The following is a 17,672-nucleotide window of genomic DNA, read 5'->3' on the forward strand; positions in this document are numbered from 1 at the left end:
TGAATGAATCTTACGCAGAAGCTCTAAGTCGGCGCTCTATCTGAAATCACCTTACCATCTTTAATAGTAATAATACGTTTAGTACGCTCTGCTAATGCATTGTCGTGAGTAACAATAATGAGTGTTCTGCCTTCCTCATGAAGTTGATTAAACAATGCTTCAATCTCAGCGCCTGACTTCGAGTCCAATGCGCCTGTGGGTTCATCAGCTAGGATAATTTGAGGGTCATTTACCAAGGCTCTAGCAATGGCAACTCGCTGCTTTTGACCACCAGATAGTTGGTTTGGTTTATGGTCAAGGCGGTCCCCTAAGCCTACCTGCTCTAGCAGTCTTGCCGCACGCTGGCGACGCTCTTTAGCTTTAATTCCGCCGTACACCAGAGGCAACGCTACATTGTCGAGTGCGGTAGCGTATTCAAGTAAATTGAAGCTTTGGAACACAAAGCCAATCTTCTGGTTTCTAATTGTAGCTAGAGCATTAGCGGTTAAACTCGCGACGTTCTGCCCTGCTAATAAATAGTCACCATCGCTAGGTTTATCTAGGCAGCCAAGCATGTTCATTAGGGTTGATTTTCCAGAACCCGAGGGACCAAGAATCGACAGGAATTCACCTTGGTTAATGGTTAAGTCAACGCCATCTAATGCACGTACTTCCATTTCACCACTAGCGTAGTATTTGCAAATATTAGTCAGCTCAACAAGAGGCATATTTGCCAAGCTTTGTTTCGCGTTATTGTTACTCACTTTGTAATGCCTCCAGCGGGCTGACTTTGGCCGCTCTGTTGGCGGGTAGCCAAGCCGATGCGACACCGATAATCATTAGGGTAACGATAACAATCGCGACCACAATCCAAGATAATTCAGGAACAGGCTTTCCGAGTTGTTCATAGAACGCATTTCCCTCAAGGCTGATGATGCTAATCGCAGAGATCAGAGCGTAAGTGACACCTAACCCTAACGCGCCACCCATCATCATGGTCATAAGAGATTGAACTAAATAATGAACACGGATAGCCGTAGGCGTTGCCCCCACCGCCATACGAACGCCAATATCGCGAGTTGAACGCTTTACCGTCGCATACATGACATTGGCAATCCCAACACCCGCCACCGCAAGAGTGACAAAACCAATAATGCCGAGGAAGCTTTGTAAGCCAATAAGAAACTGCTGCATACTTTTTTGTCGTAGGAACATGTCTTCCACTTGAACTACTTGCTCGTCATGGACGCTTGCTCCGTGTTTACGAGCGATGACTTGGCGAATGATTTGCGCCAACCTTTTGCGGTCCACATTGGCTTTAGGTTCGACGTTTATACCGCCAATGTCTCCATTGGTGTGAAACCGTTGCCAAGTAGCCAGCGGCACAAAGCTCGAATAGTTAATGCCATCCCCTTGCTCAACTCGTCCGCTATTCTTCGCCAAAACCCCAACAACCGTAAATTCCTCACTGCCAATTTTCACCTTTTTTCCAACAGGATCCGCTTGTAAAGTCACCGTCGCAAACCAGTTATAGTCGTCAGTTGGATTAAACAGATCTGCAGCCAATGAATAGCCAAGCACAACCACTTTGCGCATCTGCTTTTGGTCTAGCGGGTTCAGCCATCGCCCTCCCGGCAACGGGATTAGGTTAGTCATCGACGCAAAATCGGTCGGAACAGCTATCGGCTGTTGCCATGAACCTCTATCGCCAACTTTGATGTTTTCATTCCATTGAGCAGTAGGAGCGACACTGGCTACTTCAGGTAACGCCTTGATAACTTGAACATCCTCTTTTTTTAGCTTAAGAAACTTACCTTGGTGGAAAGCGCCATGGTCGATACTGGCGATGCCGCCAGTTAAGTAGATCAAGTTGCCATTGCCATTTTGCGCCGTTTTCAGTACTCCTTGACGAATACCCTCACCGACAGCAAGCATGGCAGCAATACATAGCGTTGCCCAAGCCACAGCCAATATGGTTAAACCCAGACGTAACTTTTCTGCTGACATTTCCTGAAAGATTTGTCTTATTGGTAACAACATCGCTACGCCCTCGCACTTAAGGCAATAACCGGAGTAAGGCGTGAACCTCGCCTCGCAGGAAAATAAGAAGCCATCAACGCTAAAATCAGAGTAACCAGTAGCGACCAAGTAATGGAGCCTCCAGTTATCATTGGTGTGCCTAACCACTCAGGAAGAGCGATTGAGTTAAGTAACATCACAGTAGCAAAGGCGAATGCCAACCCTAGCGCCGTTCCAACGGCGACAAGAATAAGCCCTTCAAGGATAAACTGCTTCAGAATCGATTTTTGCGTTGCTCCCACTGCTAGGCGCACACCAATTTCTCTGGTTCTTTCGGTAACAGACAGGAACATAATATTAGCAACACCAAGCGCACCAACTGCCATGGTCATGGCACCACTTGCGCCCAAGAATATCTGGATACCCCTGAAGATCCCCTTAATCATGGAAGCACCCTCGCTAAAGTCTGGCATATCAATAGCGTCTCTATCTGTGGGATCAAAATGAAGCAGCTTCGAATAAAAATCGGCAACACTTTTTCTAAACGAATGCGCATCCATGCCCTCAATAGGCTTCATTAACAGCATCCATGGTTTAACGTTCCATAAGTCACGATAAGTAGTTTGAGGAATGTACACAGTGCGACTATCACTGAAAAAGCTGGCGGAATCTTCATCTTTGAGTACGCCAATCACCAGAAAAGGAATGCCGTTCACTTTGACGGTATGACCAATGGAGAGGCCTCCCATCTTAGCAATTTGGTCGCCTAACACTGCTACACGAGTGTGATTAGCAATATCACTAGGCGAGATATGGCGCGAGGTGGGTTCGAACTTACTTTGCATAAGGGAGAAATAGCTCGAGTCGATACCGTTTACACTGCTCGATAAGTTTTGCCCTTTTTCATTGGTAACGCTGGCATCCCATTTGGCGTAAACACTGGACACAGCGTCGACGAAGCCGGTGTTTTTTATTCTTTCAACTTGTTCTTGGGAAATGGTGATCTGGCGTCTAGAAGGTAAGCCTTGCCAGGCCTTGCTGGTACTAGAAGGAAATGCAACCTGTACATTATTCATCAAGAAAGATAGCTGTTGAGTTTGGTGACGATAAAAGCCCTCTCCAAGTGCAATCAATACCACCACGGAGATGACACCCCAAGCAATGGCAATAATTGCGAGTGCACTTTTCATGCGGTGCGCCAGCAGAGTTTGCCATGTTTGCTGCATCAGATTGGTCATGAGTTAAGTGCTCGAGATATCAATGCGATTGTGTCATCATCCAGCTTTCCTGCTGTTTGCAATAAGCCTATGCGCTGGCGCCAATAATTGTACAGATTGGTTTGTAGGCTGTTTTTTGCTTCAAACAGACTGTTGTGGGCGTTGATTACTTCTGACACTTCCAGCAATCCAGCATCGTATAGTTTCTCTTTACTACGCAGGACTTTCTCTCGAGATAGTACCAGTTTGTCTGCCATCAGCACTTGATTCCAATTGATTTCCACTTGAGTAAATTGCTGCACCACTCGTTTATGGATATCGTTCTCTACTTTGCGAAAGTCCTGCTTGGCGCTGAGAATATTAAGTGATGCTTCATCTACTTTGGCACGCGTCGAGCCATTGAGGTCAATGGGTACACTCAAGGTAATACCGGCACTGAACTCACCATCTTTGCGTTGGTCACCACCGTTGTAACCCACATCTCCCTTTAATGTAGGGTAATAGCCACCTTTAGCAGAATCTCTCGCAAATTCGCTCGCTTTAACATTCTGCGCTGCCACCAGCAGTTCTGGACTGCTGTCTTTCGCAAGCTTTAGCCATTGTTGTTGTGAGTTCACCAACATAGGTGGCTCCGCAAGGGAGTCGGTACGAATTTGGTCAACGTTTTTTGGCGTTTGATTGATAAGTTCGGCAAGTGTTGCTCTTTTTACTTCTAAGTCAGCTTGCGCGCTCAAAATACCCGCTTGTTCAGATACTTGAGTCGCGCGAATCTCTTCTACGTCCACAGATTTTACTTTACCGGCACGGTAGCGCTTCTCGATGATCTTCAGCAGCTTATTGCCTTCTTCTAGCTTAGACTTAGCCAGTTGAAGATCTCCCTGCGCACTTGCTACGTCCAAGTATGAAGACAACAGTCTTTGCGCCAACTCGTTGTGTGAGCGAGATAGCTCTAGTTGTGCTTTGATGTAGTTCGCGTTCGCCAAGTCTAAATCTGACCATAAACTGCTATCCCAAATAGTTTGAGACAGTGTTGCCCCGTAGCTATTCGAATTGTCTGTCGACTCACTCCAATTGGCAGAGGCATTGGCACTTAAGCCGGGTAGCAGAGAACTGCGCCTTGCATCAACTCCCACTTCACCCAGTTGCACTCCAATTTTAGCTTTTTCATAATTCGGGTCGTTTTGTTTTACCTGTTGCCAAGCTTGCTCTATAGAAATCGCATAACATGGTAAGCTCAAGGTAGTAATTAATACCGCACACCCTAGTTTCGACAAAGATAACTTAGCCATGTGTGACTCCTGCCATCATGCTGTTGTCGATAATCTCTTCGTTCAACTCAACTCCATCGAGCACCTCGACATTGATGCCATCCGATAGACCAAGTTTCACTGGTTGTGTGTGAAAACCCTGCTCAGAAGCATCGGGGATCAATACATTGGGTGTGTCGCCGTTAAATTGCAGTGCTCGCTCAGGTAGAGTTAAGACGTTTTCTGACTTCTTCAGGGTAATTTTAGCTGTCGAGGAGAAACCTGAACGCAGAACCACACCTTGAGGAATCGATAACTGCCCCACTTCAACGCCAAATCCGTTGTCGAAACTCTTTGCCGATGAGTTACTTGCTGGTGAATTTAAGTTTTCAGACTGAATAGCAACCTTGGACAGTACTCCGGTAATTTCCACATCAGGGTACGGTGCAACGGTCAACACAACAGGCATTCCTGGAGATAATTGAGCGGCGTCATGTTCACTGACACTGCCTTTGAAAATTAAACTATTCATATCCGCTAGCGACATCATGGCGGTGGCTTCTTGGTTGGATTGGGTGGAGATTATTGGTTCACCGACTTCAACTTTGCGATTAAGAACCGTGCCATCAATCGGCGCGTAGATAGTGGATGTCAGACGAGCATTACCGATGGAGGCTTCACCGCTGCGGATAAGCTCAAGGTTCTGACGCTTCTGCAACACATTGGCTTGAGCGGATTTCACTGTCGAACGAGCGCTTACGTACTCATCGTAGTTCTTAGGAATAATGTCCTGCTCAACCAAGCTCTTTAAGTTGGCAAGCTTCTGCTTGGCTGATTCAAGCTCTGCTTCACTGCGCATCAAATCGGTTGAAGCATCGGTTAACGCTTGAGGTGTTGGATTAGGGCGAACCTTGATGAGTGGTTGACCTTGTTTGACTTTTTCACCGACGCTGACATAAATCTCACCTACAATTCCATCAATCTGAGATTTGATGGACACCGAGTGAGCAGGCACGATATTACCAACGGCCACCGCCTGTTTCTCAATAGTTCCCTTTTCCACCGCCTGTGTAGGAAAAGCTAACGGCTGATCCGAAGATTGTAGATAGAAATACGCACCACCGCCGAGCAGCGCTACACACGCCGCCGAGACCAACCAAGTTTTCGCCATCATTCACACCAATTATTGTTACACGACCTTGTGACCAGCTCGTGAATATAAAGTTCTAGGATAATAGCGACTTTAGTGCATGAAATTTGTCATGCTTGGTATGGTTTATGTCATCGGTTAGAACGTGACTCTTGTGATTTCAACCACTCAATCTGCGGCAATGTTGGTAGTTAAACGAGTAAAAGAGCCATACTACGGTCAACGTAGAGTTCTACCGTAGAAAATGCCTTTCAGCGCTAGGATCTTTCCACTCTTTGTGACATAGACACCACGCTGATCAGAGATCAAGATAGTCTTATTATTCCCTCGCTGTTGAATAAATAGATTCTTAACATTGAAAGTCTGCTGTCCATGGGCTTGATCTTGTTCTATTTGATAAAAATAATAATGATTACCCCATCGCAAAAATACACCAAACAACTGCTTAGTTTGTACAATCTGCCCATCAGCATCGTAGCCAACATAGCGCATTTTGGAGCGACCATTTTTTAGGTCCAGAGTTAGAACCTCTGAACCTATGTCTTCATAGCTAACTTCAAATCGATGGGCTCCTTTAGTCAACACACCAGAAATGATCCCAAACGCCAAAATGGTAAACACCGTCGCCATGATCGGCAGCCAAAACTTATACTTCATCTGGTGTTGCCTCCGTTGCTTCTAACGGTTTTTGTTCCTCTGAACACAAAGTTGGTTGAAAATACGAACCGCTAATCTCTTGCCAACCATTCGAGTCCAGCAACACGACTTGTATATCGAAACACTCTATGCCGATACGGTGCATATAGATAGCCTCAACTCCAGGCTTAGCAAGTGAAGATAAATCTACCATCAGCTGTGAATCAAGAGCAGCATTGTCATGGTATACATTAATACCGTTTATCGCGGTTCTCTCCATAAAGAATCCGATACGAAAAAACAGTACTATCACCAATATACTTACAGCAATCCCTGCTCCAAGTGGCGCAAACTGATAGCTAAACTGCGACAGCTTGGCCAGTGAATGATATCTCGAGGGTGAGGGTTCAGATGCGTCGATAGGAGGATTCACGGCGTCTAGTTTGGGTTGTTCTGCATTTACTGTTGGTCGACTTCCATCGAAACCTACGACTTGAACATCGCTTCGTTCTGGGACAACTAAGCAATATCCTTCTTTTTGAACAGTAATGACCTTACAGCAGGATTCCACTTCTAGTAGGGCGTTACGAATGTTTTTAATTGCGACATTAAGGGAGCTGTTTGTTACTACCCTCCCCGGCCAACAATGAGTTAGCAGGTAATCACGTCCTAACGTTTGCGACCCGTTATTCATCAAGTGCTTTAAAATCAGGCACTCTGATGGCGATAGCGTAATAACCTTATCGCTAGATGTTTTTGTCAGCGTTCGATTATCAAGATCAATAACCAAATCATGTCTTTTATGATAATTCATAAGGTGAGTAAACTTTGTTAATAAACTCACCTTAGAATAACACGTAGATTTACATTACCGCAAAGCTATAACGACAATTTAAATCCAAGTTTAATAACATCCACATTTGCAAAACCTAATTTGACGGCATTAAGTTCATTGGCAATATCAAGAGCATGCTGCTCATCTTTTGCTAAAACCGCAATAGAATAAATTGGTCTAATCATCGCTTTTTGATTAGCGGTTGGTTTAGCAATCGCTTGGTTCTTTAAATAAGCGGACGTAATTACACCTTTAGAACTCCAATCAACTACTTTTTGCAAATCAGCACTGATTACTTTGTCAGCAAAAATTTGATCTTCCGGTTCTTTCCAGGTCAGCTCAATCGCATAATTTGTAAACGCAACATCAGTGTCTAGCCACTTACTACCAATATCTCTAATTTCTGTTATTTCAGCTAGTTCTTTATATTGAAAAGGAAGATTTCCAATAACTCTCCTTACTTCCTCTTCACTATCGGCTTCCATAACAAACTTAATTATAGGAAAAGCCTTGTCACCGATAAAACTCTTCGAAACAAACATATCGTGTATTAATCCAGCATCAATAAGATTTGCAAAGGCTTTCTTTTGATTAGGCATGACGTCAAATACGGCTTGTGCGTCTTGTGTTTTCCAAGCTATCGAGACTCCGTACGCTGCCGCATAACTATTTATTGAAAATAAAAAGCTAAAAATAGCTAAAAAGATTCGTGTTAGATGATTCATTTAGGCAGACTCTCTGTTAGTTTCGAATAACTTCGTAAAGATTGGGGTCAGCGACAACACCATCAAGGTGATTTTCCGGTAGCTGTTTTCTCATTGCTGATATGGCAGCTATGAAATGTTGCTTACTTTCCCAATTTGCAACATTCACATACATGTAGGTTGCGTCTTTACTCAACGCTTTGTGTAGTGTCGTATTGATATAGCCTGGTTGTTGTACAAGGATGTCTCTAGCACTTTCCCAATACTCTAATGCATCTGCTTCGCTAGCGGCATCAACAGCAAAAGTGTTAATCAGTACAACAGGTTGTGCGAATAAAAAGGGACTGACTGTCAGAAAACTTAGCGTAATTGCTTTATTAATAAAACTCTTCATGTGGATCTCCTTTGATTAGAGTCGCACACGCTATACAGAGTAAAAGCCAACAACAAGACTCAAATGAGCTATTTAATATTAATTAATCGCTCGAACAGACAGCAATGTTAAATAAAATGACTACGTTTATTTACAAAGCATGAATATGAGAAGATTCTGCGATAAGTCCTAGTTGTTATATGCACACTATGCACTTCAAACCTTATCTTTCCCAAAATAAAACTAGGGCTATCTGATCCAGCTAGAAATAGCTATAACAGCCTAGTTCTTGCAGCTGAACTACGAACACAACCTTGCAGGTAGAGAAAATAACCACTGACTTTTTATTGATATATGCCAGTCGAAAAATCAACTTTATTACGGCAAAATAGAGGCAGAATCTGATATGACCCTGCTATTAGTGCTTATATCTTACTATGGGATTTGATTATTGGGTTTGAATAAAAAATACAACTAAACGTTTACGGAGTAAGAATATAATTTGAAGAGAGTATGAATTTTTTGCTACATTTAGTTGATCATAATTTATGAAATAGAGATCATTGAGCCTAAATAAAGACACTCAGAAAAATGTGAATATCATCGTGGTCAAACAATAACCACCATGATATCCACTCAAACTTAATCAGAAAATTAGATCACCCATGTTACTGATTGCGTTTTTTCTTTTTCTTACCCGTACCAGCCGGTTTTGCTCGTGGTTTCATGGGTGCGAAATAAGCTTCACTCTGGTCATCATCCACTTCAAATCCCGCAACTTGTTCGCGTTCAAGACGGAACTTATTTTTCTTTTCTATCACTTTAAAGTGATGATAGTCGTCGTAATCGATAAGAGATAAACCAAGACCAACCTCTCCTGCGCGGCCACTGCGCCCGATACGGTGCATATAATCGGCGGGACTGCGTGGCAGGTCAAAGTTGATCACGACCGGTAGCTTTTCAATGTCAAGCCCACGAGCTGCGATGTCGGTTGCGATCAGAACTTGAATGTCGCCAGATTTAAACCCTTCTAGCACACGTGTACGAGCACCCTGCCCTTTATCACCATGGAAAACCTCTGCAGTGATACCGCGTTTTGATAGCTTTTGTGCTAAATGGTTACAGCTATTTTTGGCATTAACAAAGATTAACGCTTGTCGCCATTGATGCTGTTTGATTAAGTGCGCGAGTACCGCCGTCTTTTGACCTTTATTCACGCTAAACACACGTTGCACGAGAGTACTGGTCTCAGCACTTTGCAATTGCACTTCAACAGGGTTGCTAAGTAAGTGCTGCGCCAGACTTGTTACTTTCTCAGGGAAAGTTGCTGAAAATAGTAACGTCTGTTTTTTCTCTGGTAGCAAAGCAAGAATTTTGTTGAGCTCTTCTGTAAAGCCTAAGCTCAACATACGGTCCGCTTCATCTAGTACTAGTGTTTGCACTTGGTCTAGCTTAATAGCATTACTTGATACCAGATCAAGTAATCGTCCAGGTGTTGCCACAACAATGTCGCTGCCACCTCGAAGCGCTAGCATTTGAGGGTTTGCTGAGACACCACCGAATACAGCAACCGTTTTTATCTCATTTCGTAGATGATATGAGTACGATTTAACGTTATACGCCACCTGTGATGCTAGTTCGCGCGTAGGAACAAGAATTAGGTGAGAAACCGTGTTGCCACGACGACTGTTAGGTTTGTCCTGTTGACAGATTTTTTGCAGAATCGGCAGCGAAAACGCGGCAGTTTTACCAGAACCCGTATTCGCACCACCAACAAGATCACGCCCTTCAAGTAGGTAAGGAATGGTGTGAGATTGGATTGGAGTCGGTTGGCTGTATTCCAACTCCTCTAGTCGCTCAACTAGGGTTGGAATCAGACCTAGGTCAGCGAATGTTGTTGGAGATGTTTTGTCAGTCATTACTCTCTGGGCACTGGGCTAGATAAAGGCCGTGTATCTTAGTCTATTTACGACGTTGACGTTAGTAAAAATGAAACAAACCCGTCGTTTTAACCACCTGCTCAAGGCTTAGCTATCAAAATGATAACCTCGTTATCGCCACTAACTATCAACTTGACACCTTGTTACCCTTTCGAGGTTCACGGTTAATCACCACTAAACTCGGAGATCGGCATGCTCACAAATCCATCAATCAAAAATTAATTATTACCATCGCAAAACTCCAACGAGTCTCTAAAAAGCTAAACGTAATAATTGGTTGTCAAAGCTCTTGGAACATAACTTGCTCTATTGCTGACGAATTTATTAAGTGGTGAATAGAAGGACGTAGTATGAAGTTAACATATGAAGTTGAGGATAAACCGCCATTTGGAACATCGTTACTATTAGCATTTCAACATATGCTGGCGGCTATGGGGGCAATCATTGCGGTGCCTTTAGTTGTGGGAAGTGCCATTGGCCTTCCGACTAATGAAATGATTGTCTTAGTTAATGCAGCGTTACTGGTATCGGGAGTCGTTACTATCATCCAATGTAAAGGCGTTGGAGTAATAGGCATTAGACTTCCGGTTGTTATGGGCACAAGCTTTACGTTTGTTGCTATCTCTATCTCTATTGGCATTGAATCTGGTGTTGCTGCCATCTTTGGAGCGGCATTGGTTGGCTCCTTGGTCATGATCATTGGCTCCAAATTTATGCCTCAAATACGCAAGTTGTTCCCGCCCGTCGTGTCCGGAACGGTCGTTGTATTGATCGGTCTTACCATACTCCCTGTCGGTATCGACTGGATCGCGGGAGGCTTTGTAGGCCAAGAAGGATACGGACGGTTAGAAAATCTTGCTCTCGGCACTTTCGTTCTTTTATTGATTATCGCAATTTCTAACTTTGGCAAGGGGATCTTCGGTGCGGCATCTATCGTTATTGGTATTGCTGTTGGATATCTGATTGCGTTGGCATTGGGCATGGTGGACTTCACACCTGTAAAAGAGGCGACCATTTTTGCTACTCCAGACCTATTGCCGTTTGGCATTGAATTCACTGTAGCTGGCATTATTGGTATGTCCATCGCTTACTTGGTCACTATTATGGAATCTACTGGGGATTTCTTAGCCCTAAGCGATGCCACCAAAACAAAGCTCACGGGTAAAAAACTTTCCAGTGGTATCTTATGTGATGGTGTGGGTAGTGCTTTAGCGTCCGTTGTCGGTACTACACCGTTTTCTTCATTCAGCCAAAACGTTGGTATTGTCTCGATTACTGGTGTTGCAAGTCGCCATGTGGTCGCCTTTACTGGCGTCATTATGGTTTGTGCAGGGTTGATTCCTAAGATAGGTGGTCTAGTCGTTACTATTCCTAGCAGCGTGTTAGGCGGTGCTGGCATCGTTATGTTCTCAATGATCATCTCATCCGGTATCAACATTCTGTCTCGTCTGAACTTTACCAAGCGCGATATGTTGATTGTTGCTCTGGGTGTCGCCGCCGGAATGACAGTGACGATTCGTCCTGAAACATTGACCTACTTCCCAGATTCCTTAAGAGTTATTCTAGGTTCGGGAATTACCACAGGTTCTCTCGTTGCACTTGGTTTGAACTTAATATTGAAGGTTGACGTGACCGACGAAATTGAAAGTGCAGAAGAAAAGAAAGTGCTGTTTGATGAATCGTTCAAGCAAACGAAAAATATGGCTGAGCTTGAGTCTGAGAAGGCTAAAACAGTGGGGCTAGAGTGCGATTAATTCAAAATTGTTAAATCAGCTCCGCTAGTTTTCTAGCTATGAAATACCACAACCACGCCGCCAGCAAGCGGTGTGGTTTCTTTGCAAACTGTATTGCTACTTTACTCACTGACAAACACGTACAGGTCACCTCGACAATGATTGATACTGTATTCGATTGGACGCCCTGAATTGTCAAACGCGGTTTGTTCAATGAGTAATACGGGAGTTGTCGAGTCTATATTAAGCTTCTCAAGTGACTCTTCTGTTGGCATTTTTGCCGACACACGACTTTGCGTTCTTGAAGGTGTTATGTTTTGACTGTGGAAGTAATCGTACAAAGATAACTGGATGTCATCTGGATCTTGAATCAAATCAGATGGAACGTAAGATTCTTCAATTGATACCGCTTGCTCATCAATATAACGAACGCGCTTCAAAAGAAACACTTCCTCCCCCTCTTTAAGGTTTAGGGTTTGGGCGATTTCCGCCACACAAGATACAGTGTCTTTCTTGATCCAAAGCGTATCTGGCTTTTTCCCTTTTAACACGACTTGTTGAGAAAAACCTGTCGCAGCTTTACCTGAATACTCTACCGTGTCGCTAATCATGGTTCCCAAACCACGAGAGCGAACAATGACGCCATCTTTATCGAGCACGTCTAACGCTTTTCGAATCGTTATCCTTGAGACTCCTAACAAATCGCTGAACTCACGCTCCGTGGGAATAAAATCTCCACTTTTTAAGATTTTCTGTTCAGTGGCGACCTTTACTGATTCAGATATCTTCATATACAGCGGTGATTTATCTTTTTGTTCAATACGAGTCAGTATCAGTTCGATAAGAGGCTGGTAGGTTGTCATAACGTTCTTATTTTTATCAGCAATTTTTGCATTATACCTGATATTGGAAAGGATTAGATAGGGCGACGAAAAAAGCTGAAACAGGCAAGTTTCAACTTTTTATTTATCTCACGTGACAGCAACGACTTGCTTCGCATCCTCTTTTGGTTTGACCACAAGCAACAATATCGTAGCAACAAAAACTAAAACAGCGCACGTAGAGTAAGCGAGATCGTAAGTTCCAAATGTATCGACCGACCAGCCCGCGAGCACTGGGCCAATAAATCCTCCAACGCCCCACGCCGTGTATAAAATACCGTAGTTAGTGCCGAAGTTTTTCAACCCATATAGCTCCGCCATAACAGAAGGGAAAACTGCAAGTAAAGCGCCATAGCCAATACCGGCTAAACCTGCACCAAGAATTAAGGTGAAAGACGAATCAAATTGAGCAAACAGCAGCATATTTACTAATTGTAGTAACATAGCTAGAGCAAGGGTTTTGATCGAACCGATCTTATCACTCAATAAGCCAGTGGCTAATCGACCGCCTGAGTTGAAAATTGCTAACGCTACTACCAAATATGCACCATCTATAATGTTCCCTTGTTCTGATGCGATCGAGGTGATGTTTGCGATGATCATTAGCCCTGCAGATGCCCCAAATGCATAAGCAAGCCATAGTAGATAAAAAGGACGCGTTGATAGCATATCTCGCCATAGCACGTCGGTACTTTGAGCTTTAGCTTTCGATTCACGTTTCATGTTTGCAGGTTTAGGTTTGAAATCTGAAGGTGGATTGGTGAAAGAGCACGCCAAAGGAAACGCAATCAGCAACAAACCAAGCCCAAGGATCTGCAAACTCACTTCTAACCCGAGTTCAGAAATCAGCACACTAGTTAGAGGTGCAAGATACAGTGCCGCCAAGCCAAAGGCTGTAGCCAGCGCGCCATTGACCATTCCTTTTCTGGAAGCGTGAAACCATTTCATTGCAGTCGGATTAAGACACGCATAAGAAAAACCAATACCGGAACCTGTCAACATTCCAAAGCTCAAACATAAGTTCATGGGAGTAATAGATAGACTCGATAATGCCATCCCTCCACCAGCCATTAATGTACCAAGCATCAGTACCTTCTTCGGGCCAATTTGATCTTGAATACGCCCTGCCACCAGAAGCGCTAATGATAATGTGACGATAGTAATGGTATATGGCAAAGACGCTTGCGTGTGGCTCCAGCCTAATTCAATAAGGGCATTTTTAAACACACTCCATGTATAAAGCACACCGATGCACAGATTAATCCCGCAACCTATGGCTAGGATCCTTATAGCTTTGTTATTCATGATAATTACTTATGAGCATCGCTCGGAGCCGAACGACCTTCGATTAGATTGATGGTGAAAGTGATGAGGCTTAACTGAGTGTTAAGCCCCTTTTATAATTACAATATTTTAATATTGTCGAAGATAATCTGAGATTCTGACAACATTTGGAGCACAGTCACCGCCTTCATGACTAACTACGTATGATGCAACTGCATTACCGAGAAGGACAGCATCGGCCAGTTCCCACCCAGAACTCAAACCAGCAAGCACACCACCAGCATGAGTATCACCGGCCCCAATCGTATCAACAACCTGCGCCGCAAATGGTGCAACGACTCCATGAGACTCTCCATTGCTAAATAGCGCACCGTCACTATCAATTCGTAAAATCAACGGGCAGTGATAACGTGAATACCATTGTTCCACAAAGCGTTGACTGTCTTTCATCCCTAGGTGCTCTGCTTCTTGACGGTTAAGCGAAATGATTGGCTTCAAGAGCAACAACCGCTCAAGTAAAACCGGTTCGATGTCAGCGATACGCGGACCAAAATCGATAAACAATTGAATAGAATTTGGTAGCGTTTCTAACCAATTGATAATTTCTACGCCACAATCTGAAGCAAGCTGGTAACCAGATAAATAGATAATCGCGTCATCATTGATCGATAGCTGACTTAGATTTTCTCTATTCCAGTTGTTTTCCACACCACTGACAGAAAGAAACGTTCTTTCGCCATCTGGTTCAACAAGGGCTAAGCACCAGCCATTGTCTCCACTTGGATCGGTTAGGTTGCTTTGTAGTCCTTTCTCCTCCATTGAGTGACGAATTAAGTCTGCCCATTTTCCACTTCCGATGGGTAAAGCATTGGTCGACTGCAGGCCTAGACGTTTAACTGCAATCGCGATATTAAGCGCACAACCACCAATATGAATGCCCTTTTCTTGCATTTCCAAGTCACCGCCTCGCTCAGGTAAGCAAGGGGTTTCGGTCACAATGTCGACGACAGCAGCGCCGATTAAGCATAATTGACGTTTGTTGTTAAGTGTCGGAATTAATTCAATTAGTGCATTATGAGGCATGGCCCTGCTCCTTAGCTTCCCGAAGAGAAAGGAATTTGCACGCGTATTCTTCAAAGTTTAGCTGGTTTTCATTATCTAACTGCTGCTTGAGCGCAGCGTCAATTGCTTGAATACCATTCAATGCACCGCAAATTGCTGTTGCCATTGCGCCAATGGTATCAGTATCACCACCTAGGTTTGCACACAAAATTGCACAGCGGTTTGGATCAGTTTCGGCCAGTTCAACCATCGCAATCGCTGCCGGTACAGACTCAATCGTACTTACACCAGCGCCCACTAGGTTATAGATTTTCTCCATTCGCTCTTCGATACCACATCTCTCTTCTGCCACCTGCAGAGCTAGTTCGACACGTGATGCCATAGATGCACTGAACGTCGTGACACTCTTTGTTTGTGCAGTATGAGCAATCGCTGGTAGTTGATCTTTAATCTCTGTCCAAGAGTGCCCTTCAATTGCTTTCGATATTGCCCAAGCAATAATGACAGCTCCTGAAATGGCAACATCCGACTTGTGAGTAGGACTTGAAGCTAATGCAACTTGCTCGATGAAGTCGTCATGGTTATTTGTTGGTAACAGGCAACCCATAGGCGACACACGCATCGCAGCGCCATTAGTTACTCCATTGTTCTCCAACTCACTAATCGCTACTCCTTCTTTAATCGAGCGCATTGCCGCTTTTGAACTTGGGCCAAAAATATTTTTATTAAACGCATCAAATCCTTCTGCCCACGTTAGTACATTACGAGCGATGACTTCAGGAACAATTTGACCATCACATTCAATAATTGCGTCAGCTAACGCAAGTGCCATTGATGTATCATCGGTAAATTGACATGCTTTAAAGTAACACGCAGCATTGTTCTCTTCAGGACCATCAAGAAAACGGTCAATCCAACCAAAATGGGCTTTTACTCGACTGCGAGGCCAAAGTTCAGATGGCATCCCCATTGAGTCACCGAGTGCTTGACCATAAAAAGTGCCAAGGATTCTGTCTTGTTTTGTAATCGTCATCTTACTTACCAAAAAAAGGGTTAAACGTCCTGCCCAACATGAATTAAACACATCGGGCAGGGCTGAAATTTAAGCTTGTGCTTTTTGTTCTGCACTAGAGGAATCTTGCTGATCAGCCATTTGGATTGGTTTTATCTCACCATTAGGCTCACGGAAGAAGTACATAAAGATGGCTAGGATGATCGCGATCATGACGCCACCAAATCCCCACATACCTGCCCAGTCAAACGTTAAGCCGTTTTGTGGTGTGTCGTATGCAAACATTTTTTCCATTAAGACACCACCAAGGCGATAACCAAGCAAGCTACCAATACCCTGACAACCTAGTGTAATCAAACCTTGAGCAGCAGTACGCATGTGTGCTGGCGCTTTCTTATCAACATAAATATAAGCGGTTACAAAGTAGAAGTCGTAGCTTACGCCGTGTAGCAAAATGCCCAAGAACAATAGTGAGTACAGATACCATGTGTCTGCGCTGCCGTAGACAAAGAATCCATAACGGATGGCGGCCGTAGCAAGACCAAGAAGCAATACCTTTTTAATACCAAATCGTTTAGTAAAGAATGGTAGTGCTAACATAAAGAAGATTTCAGAGAACTGACCCAGCGTCATCCAACCTGTTGCGTTACTCATACCTACTTCTGTTAGGAAGCCGTTTGCAAAGATGTAATAAAACGCGAGTGGCATACTAAACATGAATGAACATACAAAGAACGCCAAGAAGTTTCGATCTTTCAATAGCACCATCGCATCAAGACCAAGCATGACTTTTAAGTCTAGTTTTCCGGTACTCTTTGGCGGTGTATTAGGCAAAGTTAAAGCGAATATGCCTAATAACGCCGAACTTGCAGCCGTAATAATAAGCGGAATATTGCTTGAAGAAATGTCACCGTAACCTAACCAAGAAGGCAAAAAGCCAATCGCAACACCCGAGGCAATCCAACCAATCGTCCCCATCACACGAATGCGTGGAAAATCACGTTCGACATCTTCTACATTAGAAAAAGCAATGCTGTTTGTCAGTGCAATCGTTGGCATGTAGGTCAGTGAATAGCCAAGTAAAAGCGGGAAAAAGGTGGCGAATTCAGTTTGTTGTGCCGCTAAATACATGAGTACCGCGCCTGCCAACAACATCACAGAGAGTACTTTCTGCGCTGGGAAAAATCGGTCGGTGATAGAACCTACCAAGATTGGCGATAAGATCGCTGCAATTGCAGTACAAGCGTATGACCATGCAATCTCTGTTGGGGTAAAACCGTTGGTACTTAGTATTTGCCATAACGGGACGAACCATGCGCCCCATATAAACCATTCAATGAACATCATTGAAGATAGTTTGATGTTTGTCGTTTTCATTTCTAATCCTTAGGTACTGTAGGGTACAAAACAATGGTACTATTCAAAATAATACCAATACAATACCAAGGTGGTATTTTTGTGATCAAAGCGTCACTTGGGCGAACGTTCCAGGATCCTGTAATGATAGTTGGAGTGATGTGACAAGAAAACCTACAGACTGCAACTGAAAGGTTTATTGATAAACTAACTAGGTTATCCTAAATGCTGTTATTAGATTCCT

Annotated in this window: 16 protein-coding genes; 1 reads left to right on the forward strand and 15 read right to left on the reverse strand. The window is 43.8% G+C overall.

Going from position 1 to position 17,672, the window contains the following annotated elements:
- Positions 1–23: 23 nt before the first annotated feature.
- The 10 genes from MMA19_RS03665 to MMA19_RS03710 form a co-directional block, all read right to left on the reverse strand.
- Positions 24–716: an ABC transporter ATP-binding protein gene (locus MMA19_RS03665; protein WP_038221729.1), complete on the reverse strand. Its 693-nt coding sequence runs from the start codon at positions 714–716 to the stop codon at positions 24–26.
- A 19-nt stretch (positions 717–735) separates the two neighbouring features.
- On the reverse strand, positions 736–2,019 hold the full coding sequence (locus tag MMA19_RS03670; protein ID WP_240205532.1) for an ABC transporter permease: 1,284 nt from the start codon (positions 2,017–2,019) through the stop codon (positions 736–738).
- A gap of 2 nt (positions 2,020–2,021) precedes the next feature.
- A complete protein-coding gene (locus tag MMA19_RS03675) occupies positions 2,022–3,236 on the reverse strand; it encodes an ABC transporter permease (RefSeq protein ID WP_240205533.1) in 1,215 nt (404 codons plus the stop codon).
- A complete protein-coding gene (locus tag MMA19_RS03680; protein ID WP_240205534.1) occupies positions 3,233–4,504 on the reverse strand; it encodes a TolC family protein in 1,272 nt (423 codons plus the stop codon). The genes MMA19_RS03675 and MMA19_RS03680 overlap by 4 nt, the downstream gene beginning before the upstream one ends.
- Complete coding sequence (locus tag MMA19_RS03685; protein ID WP_240205535.1) at positions 4,497–5,633, reverse strand: efflux RND transporter periplasmic adaptor subunit; 1,137 nt, start codon at positions 5,631–5,633, stop codon at positions 4,497–4,499. Before MMA19_RS03685 ends, MMA19_RS03680 begins: the two co-directional genes overlap by 8 nt.
- Before the next feature lie 198 nt (positions 5,634–5,831).
- Entirely contained in the window at positions 5,832–6,269 is a 438-nt protein-coding gene (locus MMA19_RS03690; protein WP_062462114.1) for a hypothetical protein, read from the reverse strand.
- A complete protein-coding gene (locus MMA19_RS03695; protein WP_240205536.1) occupies positions 6,259–7,062 on the reverse strand; it encodes a winged helix-turn-helix domain-containing protein in 804 nt (267 codons plus the stop codon). The genes MMA19_RS03690 and MMA19_RS03695 overlap by 11 nt, the downstream gene beginning before the upstream one ends.
- A gap of 65 nt (positions 7,063–7,127) precedes the next feature.
- Positions 7,128–7,808, reverse strand: a complete 681-nt coding sequence (locus MMA19_RS03700) for a hypothetical protein (protein WP_240205537.1) — start codon at positions 7,806–7,808, stop codon at positions 7,128–7,130.
- Positions 7,809–7,824: 16 nt separating this feature from the next.
- Entirely contained in the window at positions 7,825–8,181 is a 357-nt protein-coding gene (locus MMA19_RS03705; RefSeq protein ID WP_240205538.1) for an antibiotic biosynthesis monooxygenase family protein, read from the reverse strand.
- 647 nt (positions 8,182–8,828) lie between these two features.
- Positions 8,829–10,079 (reverse strand): DEAD/DEAH box helicase, encoded by a 1,251-nt coding sequence (locus tag MMA19_RS03710; RefSeq protein ID WP_006069437.1) that lies wholly within the window; start codon positions 10,077–10,079, stop codon positions 8,829–8,831.
- Between the two features lie 371 nt (positions 10,080–10,450).
- On the opposite strand from MMA19_RS03710, the gene MMA19_RS03715 reads away from it, so the two are divergent.
- Positions 10,451–11,854, forward strand: coding sequence for a nucleobase:cation symporter-2 family protein (locus tag MMA19_RS03715; protein WP_198559079.1), 1,404 nt, complete (start codon positions 10,451–10,453; stop codon positions 11,852–11,854).
- A gap of 101 nt (positions 11,855–11,955) precedes the next feature.
- Here the strand turns inward: MMA19_RS03715 and MMA19_RS03720 are convergent, their stop codons facing one another.
- The 5 genes from MMA19_RS03720 to MMA19_RS03740 form a co-directional block, all read right to left on the reverse strand.
- Positions 11,956–12,696, reverse strand: coding sequence for a GntR family transcriptional regulator (locus MMA19_RS03720; protein ID WP_006069435.1), 741 nt, complete (start codon positions 12,694–12,696; stop codon positions 11,956–11,958).
- A 108-nt stretch (positions 12,697–12,804) separates the two neighbouring features.
- The gene (locus MMA19_RS03725; protein ID WP_240205539.1) at positions 12,805–14,019 is read right to left on the reverse strand and encodes an OFA family MFS transporter; all 1,215 of its coding nucleotides are present in this window, start codon (positions 14,017–14,019) and stop codon (positions 12,805–12,807) included.
- A 108-nt stretch (positions 14,020–14,127) separates the two neighbouring features.
- Positions 14,128–15,081 carry a PfkB family carbohydrate kinase gene (locus tag MMA19_RS03730; protein WP_006069433.1) on the reverse strand — a complete coding sequence of 318 codons (954 nt, stop codon included), beginning with the start codon at positions 15,079–15,081 and terminating at the stop codon, positions 14,128–14,130.
- Positions 15,071–16,093 carry an ADP-ribosylglycohydrolase family protein gene (locus MMA19_RS03735; RefSeq protein ID WP_240205540.1) on the reverse strand — a complete coding sequence of 341 codons (1,023 nt, stop codon included), beginning with the start codon at positions 16,091–16,093 and terminating at the stop codon, positions 15,071–15,073. The genes MMA19_RS03730 and MMA19_RS03735 overlap by 11 nt, the downstream gene beginning before the upstream one ends.
- A gap of 69 nt (positions 16,094–16,162) precedes the next feature.
- Positions 16,163–17,449 (reverse strand): nucleoside permease, encoded by a 1,287-nt coding sequence (locus MMA19_RS03740; RefSeq protein ID WP_006069431.1) that lies wholly within the window; start codon positions 17,447–17,449, stop codon positions 16,163–16,165.
- Between the last annotated feature and the right edge of the window lie 223 nt (positions 17,450–17,672).

This window comes from Vibrio sp. CyArs1, from assembly GCF_022432925.1.
Lineage (GTDB): Bacteria > Pseudomonadota > Gammaproteobacteria > Enterobacterales > Vibrionaceae > Vibrio > Vibrio mediterranei.

Excerpts from the sequence above, each read along its gene's own strand:
- MMA19_RS03735 (WP_240205540.1), bottom strand. The coding sequence starts at position 16,093 with ATGACGATTACAAAACAAGACAGAATCCTTGGCACTTTTTATGGTCAA.
- MMA19_RS03715 (WP_198559079.1), top strand. The coding sequence starts at position 10,451 with ATGAAGTTAACATATGAAGTTGAGGATAAACCGCCATTTGGAACATCG.
- MMA19_RS03740 (WP_006069431.1), bottom strand. The coding sequence starts at position 17,449 with ATGAAAACGACAAACATCAAACTATCTTCAATGATGTTCATTGAATGG.
- MMA19_RS03700 (WP_240205537.1), bottom strand. The coding sequence starts at position 7,808 with ATGAATCATCTAACACGAATCTTTTTAGCTATTTTTAGCTTTTTATTT.
- MMA19_RS03730 (WP_006069433.1), bottom strand. The coding sequence starts at position 15,081 with ATGCCTCATAATGCACTAATTGAATTAATTCCGACACTTAACAACAAA.
- MMA19_RS03720 (WP_006069435.1), bottom strand. The coding sequence starts at position 12,696 with ATGACAACCTACCAGCCTCTTATCGAACTGATACTGACTCGTATTGAA.
- MMA19_RS03725 (WP_240205539.1), bottom strand. The coding sequence starts at position 14,019 with ATGAATAACAAAGCTATAAGGATCCTAGCCATAGGTTGCGGGATTAAT.
- MMA19_RS03705 (WP_240205538.1), bottom strand. The coding sequence starts at position 8,181 with ATGAAGAGTTTTATTAATAAAGCAATTACGCTAAGTTTTCTGACAGTC.
- MMA19_RS03680 (WP_240205534.1), bottom strand. The coding sequence starts at position 4,504 with ATGGCTAAGTTATCTTTGTCGAAACTAGGGTGTGCGGTATTAATTACT.
- MMA19_RS03695 (WP_240205536.1), bottom strand. The coding sequence starts at position 7,062 with ATGAATTATCATAAAAGACATGATTTGGTTATTGATCTTGATAATCGA.
- MMA19_RS03670 (WP_240205532.1), bottom strand. The coding sequence starts at position 2,019 with ATGTTGTTACCAATAAGACAAATCTTTCAGGAAATGTCAGCAGAAAAG.
- MMA19_RS03710 (WP_006069437.1), bottom strand. The coding sequence starts at position 10,079 with ATGACTGACAAAACATCTCCAACAACATTCGCTGACCTAGGTCTGATT.
- MMA19_RS03685 (WP_240205535.1), bottom strand. The coding sequence starts at position 5,633 with ATGGCGAAAACTTGGTTGGTCTCGGCGGCGTGTGTAGCGCTGCTCGGC.
- MMA19_RS03675 (WP_240205533.1), bottom strand. The coding sequence starts at position 3,236 with ATGACCAATCTGATGCAGCAAACATGGCAAACTCTGCTGGCGCACCGC.
- MMA19_RS03690 (WP_062462114.1), bottom strand. The coding sequence starts at position 6,269 with ATGAAGTATAAGTTTTGGCTGCCGATCATGGCGACGGTGTTTACCATT.